The sequence below is a fragment of the Duganella dendranthematis genome, assembly GCF_012849375.1.
Taxonomy (GTDB): Bacteria; Pseudomonadota; Gammaproteobacteria; order Burkholderiales; family Burkholderiaceae_D; genus Rugamonas; species Rugamonas dendranthematis.
Genome location: NZ_CP051684.1, coordinates 1,803,845 through 1,828,976 on the forward strand (window position 1 = coordinate 1,803,845; position 25,132 = coordinate 1,828,976).

General features: G+C 61.2%; 24 protein-coding genes and 1 tRNA gene. 11 read left to right on the top strand and 14 right to left on the bottom strand.

Annotation, left to right across the window (positions count from 1 at the left end; translation table 11 throughout):
- Positions 1 to 120 precede the first annotated feature (120 nt).
- The 3 genes from HH213_RS08365 to HH213_RS08375 are packed head-to-tail and all read left to right on the top strand — an operon-like array spanning position 121 to position 2,819.
- A complete protein-coding gene (locus HH213_RS08365; RefSeq protein ID WP_169111950.1) occupies positions 121 to 1,902 on the top strand; it encodes an amidohydrolase in 1,782 nt (593 codons plus the stop codon).
- 30 nt (positions 1,903 to 1,932) lie between these two features.
- Positions 1,933 to 2,442, top strand: a complete 510-nt coding sequence (locus tag HH213_RS08370; RefSeq protein ID WP_169111951.1) for a hypothetical protein — start codon at positions 1,933 to 1,935, stop codon at positions 2,440 to 2,442.
- A complete protein-coding gene (locus tag HH213_RS08375; protein WP_169111952.1) occupies positions 2,439 to 2,819 on the top strand; it encodes a hypothetical protein in 381 nt (126 codons plus the stop codon). The genes HH213_RS08370 and HH213_RS08375 overlap by 4 nt, the downstream gene beginning before the upstream one ends.
- A 1-nt stretch (position 2,820) precedes the next feature.
- Here HH213_RS08375 and trmB read toward each other — a convergent pair whose 3' ends face one another.
- Complete coding sequence (gene trmB, locus HH213_RS08380; RefSeq protein ID WP_110845695.1) at positions 2,821 to 3,501, bottom strand: tRNA (guanosine(46)-N7)-methyltransferase TrmB; 681 nt, start codon at positions 3,499 to 3,501, stop codon at positions 2,821 to 2,823.
- A 222-nt stretch (positions 3,502 to 3,723) separates the two neighbouring features.
- On the opposite strand from trmB, the gene HH213_RS08385 reads away from it, so the two are divergent.
- Positions 3,724 to 5,061, top strand: a complete 1,338-nt coding sequence (locus HH213_RS08385; RefSeq protein ID WP_169111953.1) for a GH1 family beta-glucosidase — start codon at positions 3,724 to 3,726, stop codon at positions 5,059 to 5,061.
- Between the two features lie 118 nt (positions 5,062 to 5,179).
- Complete coding sequence (locus HH213_RS08390; protein ID WP_217363500.1) at positions 5,180 to 6,556, top strand: MFS transporter; 1,377 nt, start codon at positions 5,180 to 5,182, stop codon at positions 6,554 to 6,556.
- Here the strand turns inward: HH213_RS08390 and HH213_RS08395 are convergent.
- Positions 6,522 to 7,577 (bottom strand): acyltransferase family protein, encoded by a 1,056-nt coding sequence (locus tag HH213_RS08395; protein ID WP_169111954.1) that lies wholly within the window; start codon positions 7,575 to 7,577, stop codon positions 6,522 to 6,524. The two genes, HH213_RS08390 and HH213_RS08395, sit on opposite strands and share 35 nt — an antisense overlap.
- 132 nt (positions 7,578 to 7,709) lie before the next feature.
- Here HH213_RS08395 and HH213_RS08400 point away from each other — a divergent pair, with 132 nt between their 5' ends.
- Positions 7,710 to 8,867, top strand: a complete 1,158-nt coding sequence (locus HH213_RS08400) for a sensor histidine kinase (RefSeq protein ID WP_169111955.1) — start codon at positions 7,710 to 7,712, stop codon at positions 8,865 to 8,867.
- The gene (locus HH213_RS08405; protein WP_229263355.1) at positions 8,864 to 9,628 is read left to right on the top strand and encodes a LytR/AlgR family response regulator transcription factor; all 765 of its coding nucleotides are present in this window, start codon (positions 8,864 to 8,866) and stop codon (positions 9,626 to 9,628) included. Before HH213_RS08400 ends, HH213_RS08405 begins: the two co-directional genes overlap by 4 nt.
- Here HH213_RS08405 and HH213_RS08410 read toward each other — a convergent pair.
- The 5 genes from HH213_RS08410 to HH213_RS08430 form a co-directional block, all read right to left on the bottom strand.
- A complete protein-coding gene (locus tag HH213_RS08410) occupies positions 9,608 to 9,841 on the bottom strand; it encodes a hypothetical protein (RefSeq protein WP_110845465.1) in 234 nt (77 codons plus the stop codon). The two genes, HH213_RS08405 and HH213_RS08410, sit on opposite strands and share 21 nt — an antisense overlap.
- A 68-nt stretch (positions 9,842 to 9,909) precedes the next feature.
- Positions 9,910 to 11,049 (bottom strand): TMAO reductase system periplasmic protein TorT, encoded by a 1,140-nt coding sequence (gene torT / locus HH213_RS08415; RefSeq protein ID WP_229263356.1) that lies wholly within the window; start codon positions 11,047 to 11,049, stop codon positions 9,910 to 9,912.
- 31 nt (positions 11,050 to 11,080) lie between these two features.
- The gene (locus tag HH213_RS08420) at positions 11,081 to 11,884 is read right to left on the bottom strand and encodes a substrate-binding periplasmic protein (RefSeq protein WP_169111957.1); all 804 of its coding nucleotides are present in this window, start codon (positions 11,882 to 11,884) and stop codon (positions 11,081 to 11,083) included.
- A gap of 22 nt (positions 11,885 to 11,906) precedes the next feature.
- The gene (locus HH213_RS08425) at positions 11,907 to 12,827 is read right to left on the bottom strand and encodes an alpha/beta hydrolase (protein ID WP_169111958.1); all 921 of its coding nucleotides are present in this window, start codon (positions 12,825 to 12,827) and stop codon (positions 11,907 to 11,909) included.
- 195 nt (positions 12,828 to 13,022) lie between these two features.
- Positions 13,023 to 15,500: a TonB-dependent receptor gene (locus HH213_RS08430; RefSeq protein ID WP_110845469.1), complete on the bottom strand. Its 2,478-nt coding sequence runs from the start codon at positions 15,498 to 15,500 to the stop codon at positions 13,023 to 13,025.
- A gap of 233 nt (positions 15,501 to 15,733) precedes the next feature.
- Between HH213_RS08430 and HH213_RS08435 the strand changes: the two genes are divergently transcribed.
- Entirely contained in the window at positions 15,734 to 17,308 is a 1,575-nt protein-coding gene (locus HH213_RS08435) for a tryptophan halogenase family protein (protein ID WP_169111959.1), read from the top strand.
- A gap of 74 nt (positions 17,309 to 17,382) precedes the next feature.
- Here the strand turns inward: HH213_RS08435 and HH213_RS08440 are convergent, their stop codons facing one another.
- Positions 17,383 to 18,525, bottom strand: a complete 1,143-nt coding sequence (locus tag HH213_RS08440; RefSeq protein ID WP_110845471.1) for an MFS transporter — start codon at positions 18,523 to 18,525, stop codon at positions 17,383 to 17,385.
- 130 nt (positions 18,526 to 18,655) lie between these two features.
- On the opposite strand from HH213_RS08440, the gene HH213_RS08445 reads away from it, so the two are divergent.
- On the top strand, positions 18,656 to 19,576 hold the full coding sequence (locus tag HH213_RS08445) for a hypothetical protein (protein WP_169111960.1): 921 nt from the start codon (positions 18,656 to 18,658) through the stop codon (positions 19,574 to 19,576).
- 86 nt (positions 19,577 to 19,662) lie between these two features.
- Here the strand turns inward: HH213_RS08445 and HH213_RS08450 are convergent, their stop codons facing one another.
- From HH213_RS08450 to HH213_RS08460, 3 genes are read right to left on the bottom strand one after another with little or no spacing between them, the layout of a single operon-like run.
- The gene (locus HH213_RS08450; RefSeq protein ID WP_169111961.1) at positions 19,663 to 20,646 is read right to left on the bottom strand and encodes an alpha/beta fold hydrolase; all 984 of its coding nucleotides are present in this window, start codon (positions 20,644 to 20,646) and stop codon (positions 19,663 to 19,665) included.
- Entirely contained in the window at positions 20,646 to 21,023 is a 378-nt protein-coding gene (locus HH213_RS08455; protein WP_169111962.1) for a GFA family protein, read from the bottom strand. The genes HH213_RS08450 and HH213_RS08455 overlap by 1 nt, the downstream gene beginning before the upstream one ends.
- A 20-nt stretch (positions 21,024 to 21,043) precedes the next feature.
- Positions 21,044 to 21,454 (bottom strand): organic hydroperoxide resistance protein, encoded by a 411-nt coding sequence (locus tag HH213_RS08460; RefSeq protein WP_169111963.1) that lies wholly within the window; start codon positions 21,452 to 21,454, stop codon positions 21,044 to 21,046.
- 145 nt (positions 21,455 to 21,599) lie between these two features.
- Here HH213_RS08460 and HH213_RS08465 point away from each other — a divergent pair, with 145 nt between their 5' ends.
- Positions 21,600 to 22,046, top strand: coding sequence for a MarR family winged helix-turn-helix transcriptional regulator (locus tag HH213_RS08465; protein ID WP_169111964.1), 447 nt, complete (start codon positions 21,600 to 21,602; stop codon positions 22,044 to 22,046).
- A 52-nt stretch (positions 22,047 to 22,098) separates the two neighbouring features.
- Positions 22,099 to 22,350, top strand: coding sequence for a type II toxin-antitoxin system Phd/YefM family antitoxin (locus HH213_RS08470; RefSeq protein WP_169111965.1), 252 nt, complete (start codon positions 22,099 to 22,101; stop codon positions 22,348 to 22,350).
- Positions 22,351 to 22,396: 46 nt separating this feature from the next.
- Here HH213_RS08470 and HH213_RS08475 read toward each other — a convergent pair.
- The 3 genes from HH213_RS08475 to HH213_RS08485 all read right to left on the bottom strand — a co-directional run bounded on the left by HH213_RS08475 (position 22,397) and on the right by HH213_RS08485 (position 24,990).
- A tRNA-Gly gene (locus HH213_RS08475) sits at positions 22,397 to 22,470 on the bottom strand.
- Positions 22,471 to 23,046: 576 nt separating this feature from the next.
- On the bottom strand, positions 23,047 to 23,568 hold the full coding sequence (locus tag HH213_RS08480) for a Panacea domain-containing protein (RefSeq protein ID WP_229263452.1): 522 nt from the start codon (positions 23,566 to 23,568) through the stop codon (positions 23,047 to 23,049).
- Positions 23,569 to 23,844: 276 nt separating this feature from the next.
- Positions 23,845 to 24,990 carry a PIN domain-containing protein gene (locus HH213_RS08485; protein WP_169111967.1) on the bottom strand — a complete coding sequence of 382 codons (1,146 nt, stop codon included), beginning with the start codon at positions 24,988 to 24,990 and terminating at the stop codon, positions 23,845 to 23,847.
- Positions 24,991 to 25,132 lie beyond the last annotated feature (142 nt).

The window sequence follows — 25,132 nt, forward strand, 5'->3', positions numbered from 1 at the left end:
ACTTCATGGCGCGTTTATCCTTATAGGGTGGCAAAATGTCAAGACGCCAGACAATACCTTATGGAAACTACCAGTGCGCTGTAAATTTGTAATCGTTTGTATCACCAACGCGAGGATCGCATGACCCGAATTGGCTGTTTTGTCGCTTTAACTCTGATGCTGTCGGCCGCCCACGCGGCAGATAAACCGGCCGACACGGTCTACCGCAACGGCTATGTCTACACGGTGGACGCCAAGGACAGCGTGCAGCAGGCGCTGGCCGTGCGCGGCGGCCGCATTGTCTACGTCGGCGATAACGACGGCGCCCAAGCCCTCACCGGCAAGAAGACCGAAGTGATCGACCTGCAAGGCCGCATGCTGATGCCCGGCCTGATCGACGGCCATATGCATCCGCAATCGGGTGGCAGCCGCCTGCTCAATTGCAGCCTGAATTACGAGCCGCTGACGGTGGCGCAATTCCAGTCGCGCATCCAAACCTGCCTGGACCGCGACAAGAAAACCGGGCCGGAGCGCTGGATGATCGTGGTGAACTGGTTCCAGCAAGGGATGCTGCCGGACGGCGTCGACACCACCGCCGCCACGCTCGACGCACTGAAGACCGACCGCCCGATCATCGTGCGCTCGTCCTTCGGCCACTCGGCGCTGCTCAACACCAAGGGCCTGCAGACCGCGAAGATCACACGCGAAACGCCCGATCCGGCGGGCGGCAAGATCACCCGCGACGCCAAGGGCAACGCTACCGGTCTGCTGGAAGACGCCGCGCAGGATCTGGCCATGAACCTGCTGCCGCCGCTGACGGTGGCCGAAAACCTGGCCGCATCCAAGGCCGCCCTCGCGGCGATGCGCCAGCAAGGCATCACCAGCTTCCTCGACGCCTACACCGATCCCGAAACCATGACCGCCTTCACCGACCTGCAAAAGCAGGGCAAGCTGACGGCGCGCGCGCACTTCGCCGTATTGATCGATCTCGATAAAGGCGCGACGCCGCAAAGCGCAGTAGCGGAACTGCTCAAGCAGCAAAAGCAGTTCGACCAGGGACCGACCAAGGTCGCGCCATCGATGCAGGTACGCCACGCCAAGCTGTTCATGGATGGCGTGATCTCGGCGCCCGCCTTTACCGGCGCGATGATCGAACCATACCTGACCAACAAAGGCACGCCGGAGAAGCCGGACTGGCAGCCCGGCCCGCACAACGGTCCGCCGAGCTACTTCACGCCGGAAGCGCTGCGCACCACGCTGAAGGAACTGGCGCGCGCGCACATCGATCCGCACATTCACGTCGATGGCGACCGCGCCGTGCGCGAATCGCTGGACGCCATCGAAGACCTGCGCGCCACGCCGGAAGGCAAGCGCGTACGGCCGGTACGGGCGCATGATGAAATCGTCGACCCTGCCGATTACCCGCGCTTTGCGCAGCTGGACGTGACGCCGGTGCTGTCCTTCCAGTGGGCCAAGCCGGCGCCGGATACGCTGGGCGCGCTGAAGGACTATATGGGGCCAAAGCGCTACGCCACCGTTGAACCGCAGGCGCTGCTGCTGAACGCCGGCGCGCGCATCGCCTATGGCAGCGATTGGCCGGTCGACCCGCTGGACGAATGGTTCGCGCTGAAAGTCGGCGTGACCCGCACCGCCGCGCCGGATGCCGGCAAGGAGTACGCCGGCCGGCTGACCGCGCAACCGGGCATGCCACGCGCCGAAGTGCTGCGGGCGATTACGCTGAATGCGGCCTACACGCTGCGCCAGGAAAAGGAGAGTGGATCGCTGGAAGTGGGCAAGCTGGCCGACATGATTGTCCTCGACCGTAACTTCTTCACGATACCGGCCGAGGACATCGCCAACATCAAGGTGCTGCTGACGGTGGTGGGCGGCAAAATCGTCTACCAGTCCAAATTCATGCGTTAAGATGGCGGCCTTTGTTTAAGTAAACACGCTATGACATCCATAATCTCCCTGTTGATCATCCTCGCCACGGGGTTGGTGGTCTACGCCATCATCAAGAGCAATCCGGTCAAGCCGCAGCCATTGCCGCTGCCGAGCGGCGTGCCGTATGAGCCCACTCTGCCGGATAGCGCGCCAGCGCTGCACTGGTCCGACGGCGGCCGCTTCATGGTGGAGCTGATGAACGAGTCGCGCTATCAGCCTACGCTGCAGGCGCTGGCCGGCGCGCATGGCGACAGCGCTGCTGCGGCGCCGTATGTGGCGACGCTAATGCCGGATGACCGCAACGCCTACGAGAACGAAGCGGTGGCGGTGTTCATCGAAGGTCGCATGGTCGGCTATCTGTCGCAGAAGGCGTCGATCAAGTTCCGCGAACTGCTGCGCAAGAAGGAAGCCGTCGGCCAGTTGAGCACCGTCGATGCGCAGGTACGCGGCGGCGCGCTGTGGCAGGGTAAGCGCTTGCAGTACATCGTGGTGCTGGACGTGGAGCCGCTGGAGAAATGAACAGGCTTGCGGCCACGTTGATGGTGCTCGCCGCGCCGGCGCTGGCCGCCGAGCCGCTGGCGATCCACTACAACGAGCGTCCGCCGTATCACTACACCATGAGCGGCATGGCGCAAGGCGAAGGCATCGACAAGCTGCTCGCTGCGCTGAGGGCCGCGAACATCCCCTACCAGTTGCGCAGCACACCGGCCAAACAGCAGTTGATCCTGTTGAAAGCGAATGTGCAGCCAGCCTGCATGCTGGCCTGGGTCGGCCTGCCGGGCCGCGAACGCGCCGGAAAACTCTCGGAGATAGTCTATGCCGACCGCCGCCTGTGGTGTACCCAGACGACGCCGGATGACGTGATGCAGCGCCTGAACCAAGCGCTGCGCAAATAATTTACTTCTTGGTGAACACCAGATCCCACACCCCATGGCCCAGCTTCAGGCCGCGGTTTTCAAACTTGGTCAGCGGACGATACGCCGGCTGCGGCGCATAGCCTTCAGCGGTATTCTGCAAGCCCTCTTCCGCACTCAATACTTCCAGCATCTGCACCGCGTAGTCTTCCCAGTCGGTCGCCAGATGGAGATAGCCGCCCACTTCCAGCTTCTGCACCAGATGCTTGACGAACGGCGACTGGATCAGACGGCGCTTGTTGTGGCGCGCCTTGTGCCAAGGGTCCGGGAAGTAGATATGCACGCCGTGCAGCGAACCATCCGGAATCATGAAGTTCAACACTTCCACCGCATCGTGCTGGATGGCTTTCAGGTTGGTCAGATTCTGCTCGCCGATCAGCTTCAGCAAACTGCCCACGCCCGGCGTGTGCACTTCCACGCCGATGAAGTCCTTCTCCGGCATCACGCCGGCGATGTGCGCCGTGGTGCCGCCCATGCCGAAGCCGATCTCCAGCACCACCGGCGCCTTGCGGCCAAAGGTCTGCTCGTAATCCAGCGGCGCTTTTTCGTAAGGGATCAGGAACTGCGGACCCAGTTCTTCCAGCGAACGCGCCTGCGCCGTCGACAGGCGGCCGGCACGGGTGACGAAACTGCGGATGCGGTGTTCGGTCGGGTCGTACAGCATGGCGCGCGCTGGGGCGTCTTTAGGCGTATCGGAAGACATGGTCGGATTCAGCAAAAATTTATTGAGGCGGCATTATATCAGGCTTGCCTGCGCGCTTTTTCAAATCGATTGACACTCACAAGTAGTTGAGGTCTAATCATCATCTGAGGCGTGAAATCGTTTTCAAACGTAGCTATGTCCTCCCCTCCGCACCCGTTAATCCTATTAAAACGATAAAGACACATGACCGATTTCACGCAATTCCCACCTTCGTTTACCTGGGGCGTTGCCACCAGTGCTTTCCAGATTGAAGGCGGCGCGACCGCCGACGGCAAAGGCCCGTCGATCTGGGATACCTTCAGCCACACGCCGGGCAAAGTCATTGACGGCACCAACGGCGACGTCGCCTGCGACCACTACAACCGCTACCCGGAAGACGTGGCCATCATGGCCAGCCTGGGCGTGGACGCCTACCGCTTCTCGATGGCCTGGGCGCGCGTGCAGCCGCAGGGCAAAGGCGCGTGGAACGAAGCTGGCTGGGATTTCTACGACCGCTTGCTGAAGGAACTGGAAAGCAAAAACATCGCCGCCCACATCACGCTGTACCACTGGGATCTGCCGCAAGGCCTGCAGGAAGACGGCGGCTGGCTGAATCGCGACACCGCGTATCACTTCGCCGAATACGCGGCGGAAGTGGCGCGCCGCTTCGGCAACCGGGTGAAAACGATTGCAACGCACAATGAGCCATGGTGCACGGCCAATCTGGGCTACGGCAACGCGCAATTCGCGCCGGGCGTGACGGACCTGAAGCAATCGATCCAGGTATCGCACCATCTAGTGCTGTCGCACGGCCTGGCGATGACCGCCATGCGCAAGGTCGGCAGCTCGGCCCAGCTGGGCATTGTGCTGAACCAGTGGACCGCCGATCCGGCCACCGACAGCGACGCCGACAAGGCCGCCGCCGAATTTGAATATTCGCGCTCGGTGGAATGGTTCATGGACCCTATCTTCAAAGGCAAATATCCGGAACTGGCGCTCAAGGTCCACGGCGACAACGCGCCGGTGGTGCAGCCCGGCGACTTGGAAGCCGCACACCAGAAGATCGACTTCCTGGGCGTGAACTACTACTTCCGCGCCTTCTGCTCGACCGAAACGCCGCCGCGCCAGCCGGAGTGCAAACTGGGCAAGACCGACATGGGCTGGGAAATCTACCCGGACGGCCTGACCGAACTACTGCTCAAGCTGAACGCCGATTACGACCTGCCGCCGATCTACATCACCGAAAACGGCATGGCCAATCCGGACACCATCGTCAACGGCGAAGTACCGGACGAAGCGCGCATCGATTTCGTCCAGCGCCACCTGAAGGCCCTGAACGACGCCCGTCTGCAAGGCGTGAACATCCAGGGTTACTTCCTGTGGTCGCTGCTGGACAATTTTGAATGGAACTCCGGCTATGCCAAGCGTTTCGGCATCGTCCACGTCGACTACGAAACCCAGAAGCGCACGCCGAAGCATAGCGCGCTGTGGTACCGCGATTACCTGATCCAACAGCGCGCAGAGAAACAGCACGCTGCCTGAGCAACGCAACCGTAGTACCGCCGCCGGCCTTCGGGCCGGCGGTTCCCGTTTGAACGTTTTACCAAAAATGGCCGCAGAGCCAGTGCTACACTCCACCGAGAACAACGAGGACGACACTATGAGCACCGCCCCTTCCGCCCTGCCGCAAGAATCGCCGGCCGCCGCCGCTGCGCCATCGACGCCGACACCGCCGCCATCGCTGCTGCGCGCCATGTTCGCGCGCAATACGCCGATGCTGTGGGTGCCGAGCGGCTACTTCGCCATGGCGCTGACCTACGTGATGCTGACCAGCGTCACCTCCATCATGTTCAAGAACCTGGGCATGGACAACGGCCAGGCCGCGCAATACGCCAGCTACCTGATCCTGGCCTACACCATCAAGCCGCTGTTTGCGCCGTTCGTGGAAATGTACCGCACCAAGAAGTTCTTCGTGCTGTGCGCGCAACTGATCGTCGGCGTCGGCTTTGCCGGCGTGGCGCTGGCGATGTCGCTGCCGGACTACATGGTCATCATGGTGTTCCTGTTCGGCATACTGTCGCTGGTCGGCGCCACGCAGGATATCGCCTCGGACGGTGTCTACGTCACCGCGCTCGATGGCAAGACCCAGTCGCTGTTCTGCGGCATCCAGAGCCTGAGCTGGAACATCGGGCCCATCGTCGCCTCGGGCGGCATGGTGTACCTGAGCGGCTGGCTGCACACCCATTACTTCCACCACCAGGCCGGCGTGTTCGGTCCGGAGTGGATCGAATCGTGGCGCGTGATCTTCTTCATCGTCGCCGGCATCACCATCCTCACCGCGCTGTGGCATATGCGCGTGATGCCGGATGGCGCCAAGGCCGAAAACGCGCCGAAGTCGGCGGCCGAAGCGGCCTTCATCCTCAAGGATTCCTTCGTCACCTTCTTCCAGAAGCGCGACGTCTGGCTGATGGTTGGCTTTGCGTTTGTGTTCCGCCTCAGTATCGGCCTGCTGGAAAAAATCGGTCCCTTCTTCATGGTCGATCCGGTGGCGCAGGGTGGCCTTGGCCTGTCGAACGAGATGCTGGGTCTGATCTACGGCACCTATGGCCTGATCGCGGTGCTGGTTGGTTCGCTGCTGGGCGGGATCTTCGTGGCCCGTCGCGGCTTGCAGAACACCCTGTTCACCCTGTGCTGCGCGGTCAATATCCCCAACGTCACCTTTCTGTTGATGAGCATTTACCAGCCGGATAACCTGATGATCATCAGCGCCGGCGTGGCGGTCGAGAAGTTCTTCTACGGCTTCGGCTCGGTGGGTTTCATGATCTACCTGATGCAGCAACTGGCGCCGGGCAAATACACCACCACCCACTACGCCTTCGGCACCGGCCTGATGGGCCTGTGCATGATGGTGACCGGTGTGGTCAGCGGCCACCTGCAGCAGATGCTGGGCTATGTGCACTACTTCTGGCTGGTGATGGCGGCGACCATTCCGTCGTTCCTGGTTACGTGGTTCGCGCCGTTCCATAATAAGGAGTAAGCGGGAACCAGGCCGCGCGCAGGCGCATGAAGGGCTGCTCGATCAATTGATACAGCAGCCATCCGCCGCCCACGCCGGCCAGCATCACCACCGCAATACCGGGCGCCGCATGACGGTCCAGCGGCAGCCCCTCCCCCACCACTTTGAACAGCGGCTTGTGCGCCAGGTAGATCGCGTACGACCACAGGGCCAGACTCTCCGCCCCCGGCACCCGCACGCGCGTCAGCAGCGATGAAGGACTGAGGGCCGCCATCAGCAGCAGGCTGAAACTCAGCGCCAGCAACGTAAAGCCGAACGCCGTCATGAAGAACGATTCGTCGTCGAAGTGCGCCAGCAGTATGCCGGCCATCGCCAGTCCCGCGACCAGCAGCAGATTGCCGTGCCGCAGAATACGCTCGTACAGTGCAGCGTGATGGTTCTTCAGCAGGGCGATCGCCACGCCGGGCAGCAGTTCGTCGAAGCGCGCGAAGGTGGAGTAATACAGCTCCTGCGAAAACGGCTGCATGCCGTGCGACCAGCCGTTGATACGAAAGGCGGTGGCGCCCGCCACGGCCAGCGCCATGCCGGCCCAGATCCAGCGCGGACGGCGCAGCAGCAGGAGCGCCAGCGGCAGGATCAGGTAGAACTGTTCCTCGATACACAGCGACCACGAATGGGTGAAGGTCTGGCCGTATTGCAGGCCGATGTTCTGCGTGAAGGTAAGGAAGCGCCATAGCGGCGCGGTGGCGCTGCCGCCGAGCGTTGACGGCAGCAGGAAGTACGCGGCCAGCACCACGTAGTAGTTCGGCACGGTGCGCAGCAGGCGGCGGCCGAAGAAAGTCGATAGCGGCATGCGCTGCACCAGCAGTTGATTGCCGATCAGGTATCCGCTCAATACAAAGAACAGGTCCACGCCGGCCCAGCCGATGCGTCCCGCCTCGCCAAAGTCGCGGCCACCGGCCACCACGCCGTAGTGGTACATCAGCACCAGCACAATCGCCGCGGCGCGCAAGGTATCCAGCCCGTGTATCCTGCCCTTCATTGTGTTCCTTTGAGATTTGCAAAAGGCGATTCTGCCGCCGCCGCGCGGCCTTGCGCAAGGCGTGGGACGAAAGCCCGGTTCCATGTGACGCAGCTGCCCGGCAGCGCAAAACGCCCTGCTATACTCGCGCCGATGACCTCCCCGCCCAACGCCAAACTCGCAACCGCGCGCGCCATGCCAGGCAACGTGTCGCCGACCGCCGACGCGCATGGGACGCCGCGTCCGCGCTGGACCGCCGTGCTGCAAGCGGTGGTGCTGAACGTGCTGGCATGGGCCGTGATCAGCGCTGCCGGCGCTTACGGTGCGGCCAGCGCCACCAGCTTCCTGCGGCTCTGGCAGCAGTGGTGCATCGACTACCTGCCGATGCTGCTGATGAGCGCAGCGCTGTGTCTCGCGCTGCTGCGCTGGCCCACGCTGTTTGAACCATGGCGCAACATCGTCGGCTTCTTCATCGTGGTGATGGTCGTGTTCCAGCCGCTGCAATGGCTTTATGTAGACTGGGTCCGCCACGGCGGCGACGTCGCCGGCATCAACCTGGAAAACATCTACCAGGCGCGCCTGCGCATGCGCCGTTTCAGCTGGTTCGTCACCGGCGCCACCTTCGCCATCATCGTCGGCATTGGCAACTGGCGACTGGCGCGCGCACGGGAACGAGCCTTGCAACGCACGCACACGCACAACCTCGAACTGTCGCTGGCACTGGAGCAGCAGCGCATGCTGTCCCTGCGCGCGCAGCTGGAACCGCACTTCATCTTCAACGCCCTGAACGCCATCAGCGCCCTGGTGCGGGATGGCGACAAGGCCGTATCCCTGCAAGGCATCAGCCGCCTGAGCGACTTGCTGCGCTACGCACTATCTGCCAGCCTGCGCGACACCGTCCGCCTCGGCGAAGAACTGCAATTCATCCACGATTACACCGACCTGCAAAGGCTGCGCTACGGCGACCGCCTGCACATCGATATCCACTGCGACGACGCCGCGCTGCACGAAGCCCAGTGCCCGCCGCTGTTGCTGCAACCGCTGATTGAAAACGCGTTGCGTCACGACCTTGATGGCCACGACGGCCGCAGCGACATTCGCGTCCACATCACGCGCCACAACTCCGAACTGCTGATGACCGTCTCCAATCCCCTCAGCGCACAAGCGCCGGCCAATCCCGGCACCGGCCTCGGATTGAAAAACACGCGCGAGCGGCTGATGATGTTTAACCCAGCCGCTTCGCTGCACACTGAAACGCGCGGCGACCGCTTCTACGCCGCAATCCGCCTGCCGCTGGGAGACTGGGATTGATCCGCTATATCATCGTTGACGACGAAGCGCCCGGCCGCGCCAACCTGCGCCTGGCCATGGAGGCGCAAGCCGGCTGGCAGCTGCTGGCCGAATGCGACAGCGCCGCCGCCGCCCGCGAGGCCATGGCGCGCACGCCGGCCGACGTGATTTTCCTCGACATCCAGATGCCGCGCGAAAGCGGCCTGGAACTGGCGCGTGAACTCAGTCGCGTGCCGGCGCCGCCGTTGATCGTCTTCGTCACCGCCTACAACACCCACGCGGTGGACGCGTTTGAAGTCCACGCGCTGGACTACCTGCTCAAGCCCATCGACGACCGCCGGCTGGCGCAAGCCATCGAGCGCGCCAACGCCATGCTCGGCCTGCGCCAGCACGACGCCTACCGCGCCGCGCTGCAAGGCTACACCGCCGCCACCCACACGCAGCAAATGGAAAGCTTCAGCGTGCGCTCGGTGGGCAGCATCGAGCAGATCCCCGTGCGGGATGTGCTGTGGCTACAGGCGGCGGGAAATTATGTGGAGTTGCATCTGGCGGCGCGCACGGTGCTGCACCGCGTACCGCTCAGCCGCGTCGAGCAACTGCTGCGGACAGAGGATTTCCTCCGCGTGCACCGCACCGCCATCGTGCGGCGCGATCAGGTACGACGCTTGTCGGTGGTGGGCGACGGCCGCTATCAACTGACGCTGGCCTGCGGCGCGCAACTGGCGGTGAGTGCGCGTCATCTGCCGGAACTGAAAACCTGTCTAGGCGTCGCCGGTCAGTGACCGCAAATCTTCCTCGCGCACGCGGCGTTCGGGGGACAGCACGCGGGCGATGACTTGCGCATTGAGGCCCATATTCTGCAGCATCTCTACCGCGCCGGGCGTGCCGATATCGCGCTGCACCTGCAATGCCTGCCGCACGATGAAATCAAACGAATGCCAACCCGCGGTATCGGACGTCTGCGGCCGTTGGCGCCTGTCGTGTTCCGGTGTCATGATGGCGTCCTCCCCTTTGCATCCGCATAGATTAACGCAAGATGGGGCCGCGTGCGCGTCCGGTACGCTTATTCCTTGGCCGGGTCGTAAGACAGCTGTGGCCGGTAACCTTCCGGTGCAATCGAGGTATCAAACGGATAGTTAGCCAGGTTTTGCTGGTCCAGCATCCCCAGCTTGACCAGGATGGTGTGCGGCTGCTCCCTGGTACGGCCTTCCAGCAGGTTGACGGCGGCGTTGATCGCCACCCGCGCCTGGCTGACGCCCTTGGTATCGGCCGCCGCCGAGATTTCCTTGCTGCGAATCAACTGCGCGATTTCGCCGGTGAGGTCGAACGCCACCACACGGATCTTGTCGTCCAGCTTGGCTGCCTTGATCGGCCCCAGCGCCGCCGGCGCGCAGCCGGTGCAGCCCAGAATATAGTCGAGCCGCGCGCCGTGCTTGTTGAGAATGCGTCCGGTCAGCTGCGCCTGCAAGCCGCGCTCACTGTCGCCGTAGCGGATGTCCAGGATATTGACCTCGATCGGCGCCTCCTGCGCGGCGATGCGCGCGCCATCCACCTCGCCCTTGACCCAGCCGGCGCCCATCGGCCCCGGCAGCAAGGCAATATTGATGGTTTTCAGGCCGCGCTGCTGGGCGTCGCGGATGGCCCAGCGGGTCGCTTCCATGCCCATGCTACGCAGCGAGGTGGTGACCTTCAGCGCCAGCTCGTCGCTACGGCTGTCGTTGGCCAGCTCCAGCACCGGAATGCCGGCCGCGCGCGCCTTGGCAATGGACAGGTTATTGGCCGTCATGCTGATCGGCGACACCACGATGGCGTCATACCTGGCGGCGATGGCTTCATCCATTTTCTGCAACTGTCCATGCAGGTCGTCGTAGCCGGTGGCGGGCAGGATATCGACCGCCACGCCCAGCCGCCTGGCCTCGCTGATGACGCCGTAAGCCACGCCGGCCCAGTACGGATCTTTCATGTGCGGGAACAGGAAGGCGATGCGCCAGTGCTTGCCGGCATGCGCGGCCGGCGGATACACACCCGCCACCACGCGGCCGCTGGCCAGCGCATCGTCGGCAGTGCCGTTGGCCTGCACCGGGCGGAAGATGGAATTGACGGGTATCGGTGCGAACGTCTGCGCGGACTTGCTGGACGCCTGCTGCGTCGGCCCGGCCGCGAGGCATACACCGGCTGTCGCCAACAGCGAGAGGGAGAGCAAGCCCAGGGGAACAAACCTATCTTCATTATCGTTATCCGCGTTTATCCGCACAGTTGGCGGCGGGACGGGCGGTGTCGGCAGCGGGCACCAGCACGCCATTGCGCGCACCCAGCCGCGCCAGTTCACCGGAGCGTACCATTTCCGTGAACAGCACGTTATAACGCGCGCGCACGGCAGAGAATGTGGGATCACGCGGGAAGGCGAGATAGCCATCCAGTTGCGTGATGTCGGGACACAGCACCGTCAGCGCACCATCCAGATGCAGGCTGTTGATCAGTGCGGTGCTGTTGCGTTGATTACTGGCCAGCAGTTCGACGCGGCCATGGGCCAGCATCTGCAGGCCGTTTTCCAGCTGCGGCACCTCGCTGATGTCGAGCAGCTTGCGGGTCTGGTCGAACTGGGCGCCGTAGTGCCAGCCGCGCACGGCGGCCAGACGATGGTTCTTCAGCGCGGCCAGGTCGCCTTGCCACGGCGGCGCGCTGTCGCGGCGCACGTAAAACACCATACGGTCGCGATAAAAAGCTTGATCGAGAAAGGCGAAGCGCAGCAGCCGCTCTGGCGATTTGTAGGGGCCGACCAGGATGTCGGCCTGGGCCCGTTCCACCATCGCCTGCGCGCGCGGCCACGGGTAGAGCTGGAAGCGAATCGTATCGCCGGCGCGCGCGGCCAGCAGCCGCAACACGTCCACGCCCAGGCCACGCCACTGGCCGTCCCTGCCCTGCTCAAAGATATTGCTGAAGGTAGTGCCTACCGCCAGGCGCTCGACTGCATATGCCGGCAGCGGCGCCATCGCACCGATCGCCAAGGCCAGCAGAAGAGAGGTCGTCTTTCGCATCGTGTCTGAATACTAGCATGAGCTACTGCAAGTATTGCTGCAAGAATGTGACGGTCTTGTCCACCGTTGGCTGGAGCCAGGGGTCGAACAGCCAGAATGAATGGGGCGTGCCGGGCAAGATCAGCTCGTCGCTGGCGACGCCGAGCGCCGTCATTTGCTCCCGCATCGCTTCGCGGCCGGCGGAAAAACGCGGCTGCGCGCTGCCGATAAATAAAATCGGCGGCATGCCGGCGTGGACGTACCGGATCGGCGAGGCTTCGCGCCACAGCACCGGCTGCTCTTCGTACCGGCCGCCGAACCAGGCGCCGGCCGAGGACGGATTTTTCTTCGGATCGTTCTCGTACTTCAGCGCCAGTTCGGTAGTGAAGTCGGACAGGCCGTCGATATTGACGATGCCCTTGACGTCGCCGCCGGCCGTGACGCCGGCCAGACTGGCGATCTGGCCGCCGGCCGAGCCACCGGCCAAGGCGATGCGCTGCGCATCGAGGCCGAATTCCACCGCATGCGCGCGCACCCAGCGCACCGCGTCCTGCACGTCCTGCACCGCAGCCGGATAGCGTGCTTCGCCGGACAGTCGATAGCTGAGCGTGACCGCCGCGTAGCCGTGCTGGGTCAGCCGCAGCGCCATCGGCACGAATTCGGAACGGTAGCCGGACTTCCAGCCGCCGCCGTGGACGAACAGCACCACCGGCAGCTTATCGCCGGGCGGGCGGTACAGGTCCAGCTTGAGGCAGCGGGCGCCGTATTGGGCGTAGACCTGATCGGCGACCTTGCGCACGCCGGGCGGCAGCGCATCGCTGGCGATATGGATGTCGGGATAGTCGCGCACCAGCTTGTCGTAGGTGTGCGGCGCATCGTAGGTATTGGACGGATCAGGCGGCGGCTCCACGCACGGCGGCGCGGCCAGCAAAGCGGCGGCAAGAACGGCACTCAGGACAGGCATCAAGACCCCAGCGAAATACACAGGCCCCCAGTATAGCGTGCGGCACCAGCTAAACCCGCAAACCACTGCGGCCAGGGTCCGACCCCGTACGGGGTCGGACCCTTTCGTTTGGGGTTAAAAAAAAACCCCTCGGCCGGGGACGGCGCGAGGGGTTAAAACCACAGACAACACTGGACTACATGAAAAACACTTTACTTAGAACGAGCGGCCCACGTTGATGCCGAAGGTGCGTGGCGGCAGGTACTGCGCTTGCCACGGACCATTGGCGTTCATGGCGCTGGTCTTGATCTTGCCGTCTTCGACGTTGCGGACGAAGGCGTCGAAGTACCATTTCGCCTGGGCGTCGTAACGCAGGCCGATGTCGGTACGGTTGTAGGCTTTCTGACGATCCGGATCACCCAGGTTGAACACGCTCAGCCAGCTGGCGGTTTCGTAGTGGGTGCTGATGCGCGGAATCAGCGTGCCGTCGGCCAGTTCGAAGCTGTGCTGGTATTGCAGCTGCATGGCGAACTTCGGCGCGTGCGGCATGTCGTTGCCGGTCACGTCCAAGCAGGTGCTGATGTCAGGGATCGAGCACTTCGGCAGCACGTAATCGTTGCTGCCGCCGATCAGTTTCTTCAGCTTGGCATGGGTGTAGGCGGCGGTGAACTGCACGCGGTCCACCGGCGTGATCTTGGCGGCGATCTCGGTTTCCAGGCCCCAGACATTGGCGCCTTCGGCGTTGTTGGTGGCCAGGCCGCGGGTGCCGTCAGGATTGGTGACCGGCGCGCTGAACTGGAAGCCCTTGAATTTCTCGTAGTAGGCCGAATTGTTCATCCGCACTTTGCCGCCCAGGAAGGTCGACTTGGAACCGACTTCGTAGTTGGTCAGCGTTTCCGAACCGTAGGGACGGCCGCCATCCTGCAGACCGCCCGACTTGTAGCCGGTCGAGACCGACGCGAACACCATATTGTTCTTGTCGATGTCATAGCTGATACGGCCCAGGCCGGTCAGCTTGTGGTCCTTGTACACGCCGTCGTTGCGCTGGTAGGTGGTGAAGCCGGACGATGGCGACAGCGGATCGGATGACGGGCTGATCGGCACCAGCGGCGAATCGTAGTCCGAGAAGTTATTGTTGGTGCCGCCGATGTTCTTGCGCTTGTCCGAGGTGTAGCGGAAGCCGCCGGTCAGGTGCCAGGCGTCGGCGATGTTCCAGGTGGCCTGGCCGAAGGCGGCGGTCGAATCGACCGTTTCCTTCGGCTGCACGAAGGAACCCTGCCAGCTGATGGTGCCCTGCTCGGTGCCGTTCATGATCGGGATGTCGAAGCGGATGCTGTTGTCTTCGTTGGCGTAGTACAGGCCCAGCAGCCAATCGACTTCACGCTTGCCGGTCGACATGAATTCCAGCTCGTGGCTGTAGTTCTTGTACTTGGAACCGACGGTGTTGTTGGCCTGGTAGCCGGCGCTGGCGCTGCTCGTGGCGGTGGTGAAGCTGGTGGCCGGATTGGCGCCGCCGTCCTGGTCGAAGGTCGACGAACCGTTGAAGCGCGAGTAGCCGGCGATGTAGGCCATTGCGATGTCGGGGTTGATCTGCCAGTCGACGCGGCTGCGCACCGAGTTCGACTCGCGGTCCACGCTCGGCGCGGTGTCCACCAGCGCCGACCAGAAGTCCTGGCCCGGGCGCTGCTGTTGCAGCAGGTTGATGCTCGGGGTGCCGCGGTCAACGTAGTGCTCGTACGAGATGTTCCACTTCAGGTCGGCAGACGGCTGCCACAGGAAGCTCAGGCGCGCCGCGCTCTGGTCCTGGGCGCTGTACTTCTTGCCCATGCGAACGTAGTTGTTCGGGTTGATCGGCTGGAAGGCGATCGGATTGGTCGGGTGCGCGGTGTTCCACGCGGCGATCACCGGTGCGGCGGCAGCCTGCTGCGACGCCAGCGACGGGATGTTCGGCGCCTGGTAGTCGACATAGCCGTCGTGCTGCTCATGCACCACCGACACGCGCATCGCCATGGTGCTGTTGATCGGGATGTTCAGCGCGCCGCGCGCGCCGATACGGGCGTAGTTGCCGTAGCCCAGTTCGAAGTTGCCGGCATTGCTGCCGATTTCCGGTTTGACGGTCTGCATGTTGACCGCGCCGACGGTGGAGTTACGGCCCCACAGCGTGCCTTGCGGGCCGCGCAGCACTTCGATCGCGTCCAGGTCGAACAGCAGCGCGGTGGCGCCTTCCGGACGCGGCGAGTAGACGCCGTCAACGAACGAGGCCACTTCCGGGTCGGCGTATTCGGTCTTGGCCGAATCGTTGCCGATGCCGCGCATGGTCATGGTGATCACGCCGTGGTCGCCCTGGCCGGTGGCCGAGAAGCCCGGCACCAGGTTGACCACGTCCTGAATGGTCTGGACGTGGTTGTCGTCCAGCGCAGCCGCGTTGAGCGCGGTCACCGCCACCGGGGTCTTTTGCAGCGAGGTCGTGCGTTTGGTAGCGGTAACGTAGACTTCCGTAATTTTGCCGCTATCGGCTGGTGCGGCCTGAGGTGCAGATTGTTCAGCGGCGGGTGCGGCCTGGCCGGCCTGCGCATCGGCGGCGGCTGGAGCGGCATCGGCGGCATAAACGTGGGCGTTGGTCATCAGGGCGAAGATGGCCAAGGAAATAGGGGTGAGCAAACGCTTCCCGGATTGCGGTACGTGCAGGTTCATAAGTCTCCTTTTGCGGTGCGAGCGCCGGGCGGCGGTGCTACCATTTATCGTGGAAAACGATTTCAAGCGGCTTGAAAACGTTTTCTGTCGAACTGAAATCGTTTTCTTAATTTTTGAAATCGATTTCATGGTACATAATCCTGTTTGGACATGTCAATTTAAAAATTGTAGCAACGTTGTATCCCCTTGCTTTTGATAGGGTTACTTTGCTGCACTACGGAGACAAACGTGCTATGAAAACGTTACCAAAAGATGGCATCAAACAAGTGTTGATCGTCGGCGGCGGGACTGCCGGCTGGCTGACGGCGTGCTTTTTAGCCAAGCAACTGGGCACCGGCGCGGACGCCGGCAGCGTGCGCATTACGCTGGTGGAGTCCAGGGAAATCGGCATCATCGGCGTCGGCGAAGGCACTTTCCCGTCGATTCGCGGCACGCTAGCCACCATCGGCATCGATGAAGCCCGCTTCATCCGCGAGTGCAACGGCACGTTCAAACAGGGCATCCGCTTCAACCACTGGGTGCGCGAACCGGGTGCGGCCGGCGCCGACCACTATTTCCACCCCTTCAGCCTGCCGAGCCAGCGCCCCGGCGGTCCGGAACTGCTGCCGTACTGGCTGCAGGGCGCAGCAGGCCCCGGCGTGGCGTTCGCCGCTGCGGCCACCATGCAAAAGCGCGTGGCCGATGCGTCGCGCGCACCCAAGCGTCCGGCCGATCCCGACTTCAACGGCCCGCTGAATTATGCCTATCACTTCGACGCCGGCAAATTCGCCGCCCTTCTGTGCACCCATGCGCAGTCGCTGGGTGTACAACATGTGCAGGCCACGGTGGAACGGGTGGGGCTGGACGCCGATGGCGCCATCGGCGCGATCCACACCAAGGAAGCCGGCGTGCTGACGGCCGACCTGTACATCGACTGCACCGGCTTCCGCGCGGCGCTGATCGGCGAGGCGCTGGGTACCAGCTTCCGCAACATTAACGACGTGCTGTTTGTCGACCGCGCGCTGGCGATGCAAGTGCCGTACGAGCGTCCGGATGCGCCGATTCCGTCCTACACCATCGCCACCGCGCACGAAGCGGGATGGACCTGGGACATCGGCCTGCACCAGCGGCGCGGCATCGGCTATGTGTATTCCAGCCGCCATACCGATGACAGCCGCGCCGAAGAAGTCCTGCGCGGCTATATCGGCAAGGCCGCCGACGGCCTGAATCCGCGCCAGCTCAAGCTGAACGTCGGCTACCGCGAACAGCACTGGGTGAAGAACTGCGTGGCGGTCGGTTTGTCGGGCGGCTTCCTGGAGCCGCTGGAATCGTCCGGCATCGGCCTGATTGAAACGGCTGCTTATCTGGTCAGCTACCTGTTCCCGCATGACGGCGACTTTGAACCGGTGGCCAAGGTGTACAACGAGATGATGAAGGCGCGCTACGAGCGCATCGTCGATTTCGTCAAGCTGCACTACTGCCTCACGCAGCGCAAGGACAACGCTTTCTGGACCGATAACGCCGATGCGGCCAGCATTCCGGATTCATTGCGGGACAAGCTGGCCATGTGGCGCAAGCGCGCGCCGCACCGCATGGACTTCGTGGTGGACTACGAGATGTATCCGCCATCGAGCTGGCAGTATGTGTTGTATGGGATGGAGTATCCGACCGACTTGTACGCCAACGCCAAAACACTGCCGCGCATGGAGGAAGCCCGCAAGGAGTTCGCCATGATCGAGCAGGTGTCACACCGCGCGCTGGCCGACCTGCCCGACCACCGCGCCATGGTGGAACACCTGCTGCAACGCGGCGAACGAAAAATTGCCTGAGAACGGTCATTCCCGCGCAGGCGGGAATCCATGCTGACTATGGGTTCCCGCCTCCGCAGGAATGACAACGACGGTCAGGCTTTGCGGGCAGCGCCCAATCGGGCGCTGGCGGCGATCAGCAGCATGAAGCAACCCAGCCCGCCAAAGGCCAGGTTTAAACTCGACACGTGCGCGACGAAGCCGATCATCGCCGGCCCGGCCAGAATGCCGGCGTAACCTAGCGTGGTGACGGCGGCAATCGCCAGGCTGGCCGGCATCGAGGTCTGGTTGCCGGCCGCCGTGAACAGAATCGGCACCACGTTCGACGCCCCCAGTCCAATCAGCACAAAGCCCACCAGCGCCAGCGGCGCGGACGACGCCAGCACCGACAGGAAGAACCCAGCCGCGCCGCACAAGCCGCCCAGCAGCAGCACACGCTTGCCGCCCAAGGCGCGCACCACGCGGTCGCCGGTGAGACGGCCAACCGTCATGGCGATCGCGAACGCCGCGTAACCGAGGCCGCCACGGCTGGCGTCCAGCCCCTGCTCCACCGTCAGCAGCAGCGCGCTCCAGTCGAGAATCGCGCCCTCGGCCAGGAACGACAGGAAGCACAGCGCGCCGATCAAAATCACCGCGCCATGCGGCACCACGAACAGCGGCCCGTCGCGCTCCGCCGCATCCGGCTCGCGCAGCAGATGCGGCGCGCACAAAATCAACGACAAGGCCACAAGCGCCGCAACCACGGCAGTCGAGGCGGTCGGCGTCATGCCGGCCCACAGCATCAGCGCCATCAAACCGGCGCCGATGAAGCCGCCGACGCTGAACAGGCCATGGAAGCCGGACATCAGCGAACCGCCGCTTTCGCGCTCGACGATCACCGCCTGCACATTCATCGCCACATCCAGTGTGCCGATTGATGCGCCGACCGCAAACAGCGTGGCGCCCAACAGCAGCGGCGTCGGCGCGTAGGCCAGGCCGGGCACGAACAAACAGGTAAAGGCGCCGGAGATCAGCACCACCAGCCGGCAGCCGTAGCGCGACGTCAGGATGCCGGTCACCGGCATCGCCACCAGCGAACCGGCGCCGAGGCACAACAACAGCAGGCCCAGTTCCGCCTCGCCCAGCGCCAGCCGCGTTTTGGCGAACGGCACCAGCGGCGCCCAGGCCGACATGGCCAGGCCGGCGGCCAGAAATGCGAGACGGGTAGATAAACGCTGTTGCGGTCCGACGTGGTTCATGCGCGATGGCCTCCAGGGATGTGGCCGCCAGTATAGTCAATCTGCACCAAGGTGGCGCATATGTTGGAGCACGAACATACCAACGGCCCGGCACAGCGCATGATCACTTCACCAACAATAAGGAGTAATCATGCAAACACAACCTCTCAATGCAGGGCCAGGCCTGGCGGTGGGCGCCGTGCCGGCCGTCGACGGCAACGCTTCCGGCGTTTCCTGGGGCGCCATTTTGGCCGGCGCAGCCGCTGCAGCCGCGCTGTCCTTCATCCTGCTGATTCTCGGCATGGGCCTCGGCCTGTCGTCGGTGTCGCCGTACCAGTACAACGACAAACCGCTGGGCACCGCCAGCGTGGTGTGGATCGCCTTCATGCAGCTGGCTGCCTCCGGCATCGGCGGCTACATGGCCGGCCGTCTGCGCGTGAAATGGGCCAGCATCCACACCGATGAAGTCTACTTCCGCGACACCGCCCACGGCCTGCTGGCATGGGCTGTTGCTACCCTGGTGACCGTGGCCGTGCTGGCCGGCGGCGCGCGCGCAGCCCTGAGCGGCGCGATCGACACCGGTGCTGCCGTCGCCACCGCTGCCGCTCCGGTCGCTGCCGCAGCTGGCGCAACTGCCGGCGCCAATGCTGGTGCGGGCCGTAGCAACACCTACTTCGCCGACATGATCCTGCGTTCGCCCAACGGCGATGTGGCGACCGACGCACAGCGTTCGGAAATCAACCGCATCCTGCTGACCGACCTGGCTGCCGGCAAAATCAGCGGTGAAGACCGCGTCTACCTCGCCCAGCTGGTTGCCAAGCGCACCGGCATGACGCAAGCGGAAGCGGAACAGCGCATCGACCTGATCTACGCTCAGGCCACCCAAGCCGCCGCCGACGCCAAAGCCAAGGCCATGGCTGCCGCCGAAGAAGCGCGTAAAGCCGCTGCCCACTCGGCACTGTGGATGTTCGTGGCCCTGCTGCTGGGTGCCTTCATCGCCGCCATCTCCGCCATTGCCGGCGGCCGTAACCGCGACCACGCTCGCGTGCTGATCACCCAGCGCACCATCTAAAACAAGGAGAACACCATGCGTTCGATCTTACTGCTGTTACTTGGCATCCCCCTGCCGATCGTCATCCTGATCGCACTGTTCGTGCGTTAAAGACGACCCACCTCGATCACCGCGTTGGCAAATGCTTCGGGCGCTTCCTGTGGCAGGTTGTGCCCGATGCCACCGGTGATCAGTTCGTGTTTGTACTTGCCGGTGAAGCGCTTCGCGTAGCTTGCCGGTTCTGGATGCGGCGCGCCATTGGCGTCGCCTTCCAGCGTGATGGTCGGCACCGAGATGCTCGGCAATGCCGCCAGTTTCGCTTCCAGCCCCGCGTACTTCACCTCCCCCGGCTCCAGGCCGAGGCGCCAGCGGTAGTTATACACCGTCACCGCGGCGTGGTCGGGATTGTCCAGCGCCACGGCGCTGCGCTCGTAGGTCGCATCATCAAACTTCCATTCCGGCGACGCCAGCTTCCAGATCAATTTGGCGAAGTCGCGGTGGTTCTTCTCGTAGCCCACGCGGCCTCGTTCCGTCGCAAAGTAGAACTGATACCACCATTGCAGTTCCGTCGCCGGCGGCAATGGCTGCTTGCCGGCCTCCTGGCTGCCGATCAGGTAACCGCTGACCGATACCAGCCCCTTGACTCGCTCCGGCCACAGCGCCGCGACGATATCGGCGGTGCGCGCACCCCAGTCATAGCCGGCCAGCGTGGCCTTGTCGATCTTCAGCGCATCCATCAGCGCGACGACGTCGCTCGCCAGCGCCGCCGGCTCGCCGTTGCGGATCGCCTTGGCGTCGAGGAAGCGCGTGGTGCCGTAACCGCGCAGGTGCGGCACGATCACGCGATAGCCTTGTGCGGTCAGCTTCGGCACCACATCGACGTAGCTGTTGATATCGTAAGGCCAGCCGTGCAGCAGGATCACCACCGGTCCGTTGACCGGGCCTTGGTCAACATAGCCGACATCCAGTTCGCCGGCCTTGATCTGCTTGATGTCGGTAAAGCCGGCCGGGCTGGCGGCGTGGGCGCCGGCGAGGCCGAACAGCGTCGCGATGGCCAGCGCGCTGGCGGCGAATATTTTAGTGGTGTTCATTATGCGTCCTCCAGGGTAATGGTAGAAAGGCTGGCGCCGTCACTAAGGCCGGCGTCGAGCGAATAGGGATCAATGCCATCCAGGCAGCCGAGGTTCACGCGCCACTGCAGCGGGTCTTTGCGGGTCTGGTGGAACGGATAGATACCGCAATGCTTGCAGAAGTAGTGTTTGGCGACGTGAGTGTTGAACTGATACAGGGTCAGCGCATCCTCGCCCTGCACGATCGTCAACCCGGCCGCCGGGAACAGCGGCGACATCAGCGCGCCCTTGCGACGGCACAGACTACAGTTGCAGCGCGCGGCCGGCGTCAGCGCGGCGCGGACTTCAAATTGCACGGCGCCGCAGTGGCAGGAACCGTGATGCAGATCGTTCGACATGATGCGCTCTCCCCTTCCGTTTACACCAGGTTGATCTCGACGTCGATATTACCGCGCGAGAGCTTGGAGTACGGGCAGGCCTGATGGGCGCCGTCGACCACGGCGCGGGCGGTGGTGCTGTCCAGGCCGGGCAGGCTGACGTTCAGGCGGGCCGCCAGGAAGTAGCTGCTGTCGTCCTTGTTCAGGTCTACTTCCGTATCGACCGCCAGGTCGGCCGGCAGTTTCACGCCCAGCTTGCCGGCCACCAGGCCCATGGCGCCGATGAAGCAGGCCGACCAGCCGGCGGCAAACAGTTGCTCCGGATTGGTGCCCTGGCCGCTGCTGCCGGGCGACGACAGTTGGATATCCAGACGGCCATCATTGCTGCGGGCGGCGCCTTCGCGGCCGCCGGTGGTGTGGGTTTTGCCGGTGTACAGAACTTGCTTGGTCATGATGAAACTCCTTAGTTGATTTATTTTGTATCGCATACGATAGAAGCGTATGCGTCGCATATTACTTGAAAGTTTTGGCGTGTCAAGCAATTCCGATTAAATCGGATGCGATGTATAATCGAGGCATTGAACAAGGAGGCGCACCATGAGCAAACCGACCACCCCGCAGCTGGCCGACTTTCTATGCTTTGCGGTTTATTCCGCCAACTTGGCCTACGGCAAGGCGTACAAGCCGATTCTGGACAAGCTGGGGCTGACGTACACGCAGTACATCGCCATCATCGCGTTGTGGGAAGAAGACAATCAGACCGTGAGCGGCCTGGGCGAAAAGCTGTACCTGGAATCCAATACGCTGACGCCGATCCTGAAAAAGCTGGAAGTGATGGGCTACGTCCACCGCGCGCGCGATCCCGCTGACGAGCGCGTCGTCCGCGTCGGCCTGACTGCCGAAGGCCGCGCCCTGCGCGAAAGCGCCCTGAACATGAACCTGCGCGACGCCACCGGCCTGAGCGCAGAAGAATTCCCGGTCCTGCAAAAAGCCGTCGCCAAACTGCGCAACAACCTGGTAAAGGCCGCGCCGGGCAAGGGGTGATCGAGCCAGTGCTACTATAAAGGGCTGTTAAAAGATCTTTAGAGGCTTGATCATGGACGCGATATTGGCCCCCTCCTCGGTCGGCATCAGCGAACTGAAGGCAAATCCTACGGCGGTACTGGAGGCATCCGGCGACCAGCCGGTCGCCATCCTGAACCGTAACAAGCTGGTCGGCTACCTGTTGACGGCGGATGCGTGGGCTAAAATCCACGAAATACTGGAAGATAAAGAACTGCTGAAGATCGCAGAGACCAGAATGTCAGATGGGAAAAAACCTATACGGGTGACCCTGGATGACCTATAACCTGGACTTTCACCCGGATGCCTACAAGGAATGGCAAAAGCTGGGCTGGAGCGGGTGAAGGGAATCGAACCCTCGTATGAAGCTTGGGAAGCTGCCGTTCTACCATTGAACTACACCCGCATGCCCCGCATTCTATGCGGGTTTGACCGCTGTTGGCAACCTTGCCCTGATGGTTGCTGTGATCGGAAGTATGATGGCCGATGTCACCAAGGTGTGATGGCCGACCAAGCAAGTTGGTGTGGACGATAAAAAACTAAAGGCGTCACCGACGTCAAGCTAACCGGCATCTCTACAGTCCGTTTGCATCACGAACGATGAGTTCGTGTCGGCCAGAAATGTCGTTGCTATCAACGGCGCACTGAGCCAACTCCAACGCTATATTTTTCGGCAGTGAATGGACGATATTAAAGTCTCCAGCCTGCTTCTTTTGAAGTAATTTTAAATTATCAAATTCGTAGTACTCAACCAAACAAGCCCACGTTGGTTTTGGGAATTGGCAGCAGTTTTGCACCAAGTGAAAATTGGGGAACCGGTGCTTGCATTGGCATCCGTATGTCAGTAGATATCGCCATCCTTTTGATGTAGTCTTAACTAGTACTGTTATACCAGAAGCACTACCCAAAGAAATAAGGTATTTGTCTCGAACCGCACCGTCATGAAACACAAAGTTCGGGAAGTGGATTACGGTGCCTGGGCTCATACGTTAGAAAAGTTATTCCTCATTTCATCATGCTCAAGCTGCAATTGCTGAATCTGCTCCGCTTCAGCCGCTCGGCTGGCTAGCTCATAAGGAATCATTGCCTGTTTTTGGCCTTGAACGTTAAAGATTTTATCCCAAGGCTGATTCTCGAAATGCGTAGCCTCAATCATATTATCAGCGGAGGAGTCACAAAATTCCTTGGCCAGATTTTCCAGCAGTCTTAATTCGCGTTTACTGAAGAGGCTCGCATCAAAGTCTACCTTAGGCGTGACGGTCATTGCCACGCCTTTTTCAAACTCGTGCAATTGGAGATCCAGCTTTTCTTTCATGTCATCGGCTGGCTTGCTTACTTCATTTTGAAGCTCTACCGGAACAGGACCTTTGGGCCATGCAAAGTACTGCAATCCAGTCACCGGCCGCCCGACGTCACGATAATGCTGAAAATCCAGAAAATAGAGTAGCTTCCAAAGCTTAACTTTGCCAAGATTACGGGTGTTCGTTGCGAAAAATATGATCACATTCAACAATTTTTCGCGGTCGTGGTTCCTCAACATTCTTATTTGGTCGAAATCATCGACACTCTCCTTTTCATTGTACTTTATACCACTTCAACAGCATGCAATGTGACCTGCATCACGTATCCCCAAAAAAATCATAGGAAAACGACATCTCATGGACATCACTGCAATCAGCTTGCCACGAAGCACCAATAAATGCACTTTGGAAATTTCTATCAATACATCTGCATTGTTTGAAAAGGAAATCCATCTTGGCCTCTCAACAACAACGGCTGACTACTCGCGGCCACTCATCCAGTCCGGCTCAATGTCATCAAAATCTACATGAAGTGCATCTGGCTCTACATCCCATTCCAAATCGCTCAAATCACCTGTTTTTATTGGCATATTTAATACGATTGAGACATTAAGAGAAAAATCAATCGATGGGCTTCCGCTACCCATCGGCAAATATTCTCGATCAATGCCATCCCATTTTCTAAATGAATAATACACGGTGACCACACCATCTACCCGAAGTGTAAAAACAACAGAAACTGAATCATCACAAATTTCGGTAATTTTTATATTCTCCGAGTCATCTACAAAGCAACATCTTGAAATATCAGCATGAATCTCTTCTTCCTCATATTCAAACTGTGAATTAGCCTCAACTGAAGTATGTCCATGCCAATCGAAATTTTCTATCGTTCGTCTTACGGCCGCAAATATTTCTGACGATTCATCGCTCAGTGCTGCCCGCAGCCTTTCGACCATACCTTCAACAATTTCTTCAGTAGATTGGAATAGCGAAAGGGCAGTTGCCAAATCCCTAACCAAATGCAACTTTTTTGATTCTGCGCAGAAACCGGCCCAGTCTGAGTCTCTGGATACCACTACTATTTCAGTATCGTTATTTGTCGCCCACTGCTCAAGACTCAATAGGGCAATGGCGTCAGGAAATTCTGATTTTTTGGGGTTGTCTGCTTGAAAAGGCGGCTGACTGGTAAAATATAAACGCAATATATCGCTTACCGCAACAAAATCATCCGCACTCAAAACGCTTGCCGCAGACTCATCCAAAAACAATTTAAGTTTTTTTGTACACAACTCTTCAGCACTTGGTAACGAATCAAGGCGTCCTCTCAATTCTGCCAGCTCGGCCATATTATATTCAACGAATTCACACGCCTCAGACATATCCCTAGAGAAGCGTTCCTTTTTCACAGAAATTGACGCGGCAAGATGCCGATGAATTTCATTCAAGACAACTTCTGAAATTACGAAATTCACAGGATGACGCCCGAATTGGCGAAGCTGAGAAAATACACCTCCATCAACGCGTTTTCCACCATCATCAAAAGTAGTGGTATCAACGCTAATTGCAGTGATTACACCATCTTCAACGTTCTTTTTAATCTCTATTGATGTTGTCTCTGGCATTTCCCAGTCTCCAAAATAAGTCCGCCAAATGATGATTCAATTCCCCATAATTACAGGATCTCTCCGATTGCTCATGCCCATGGGCGTCTTTGAAAGCTCAGCCTGCTGAGGCAACAACATAAGATTGCATCTTGCAATAATC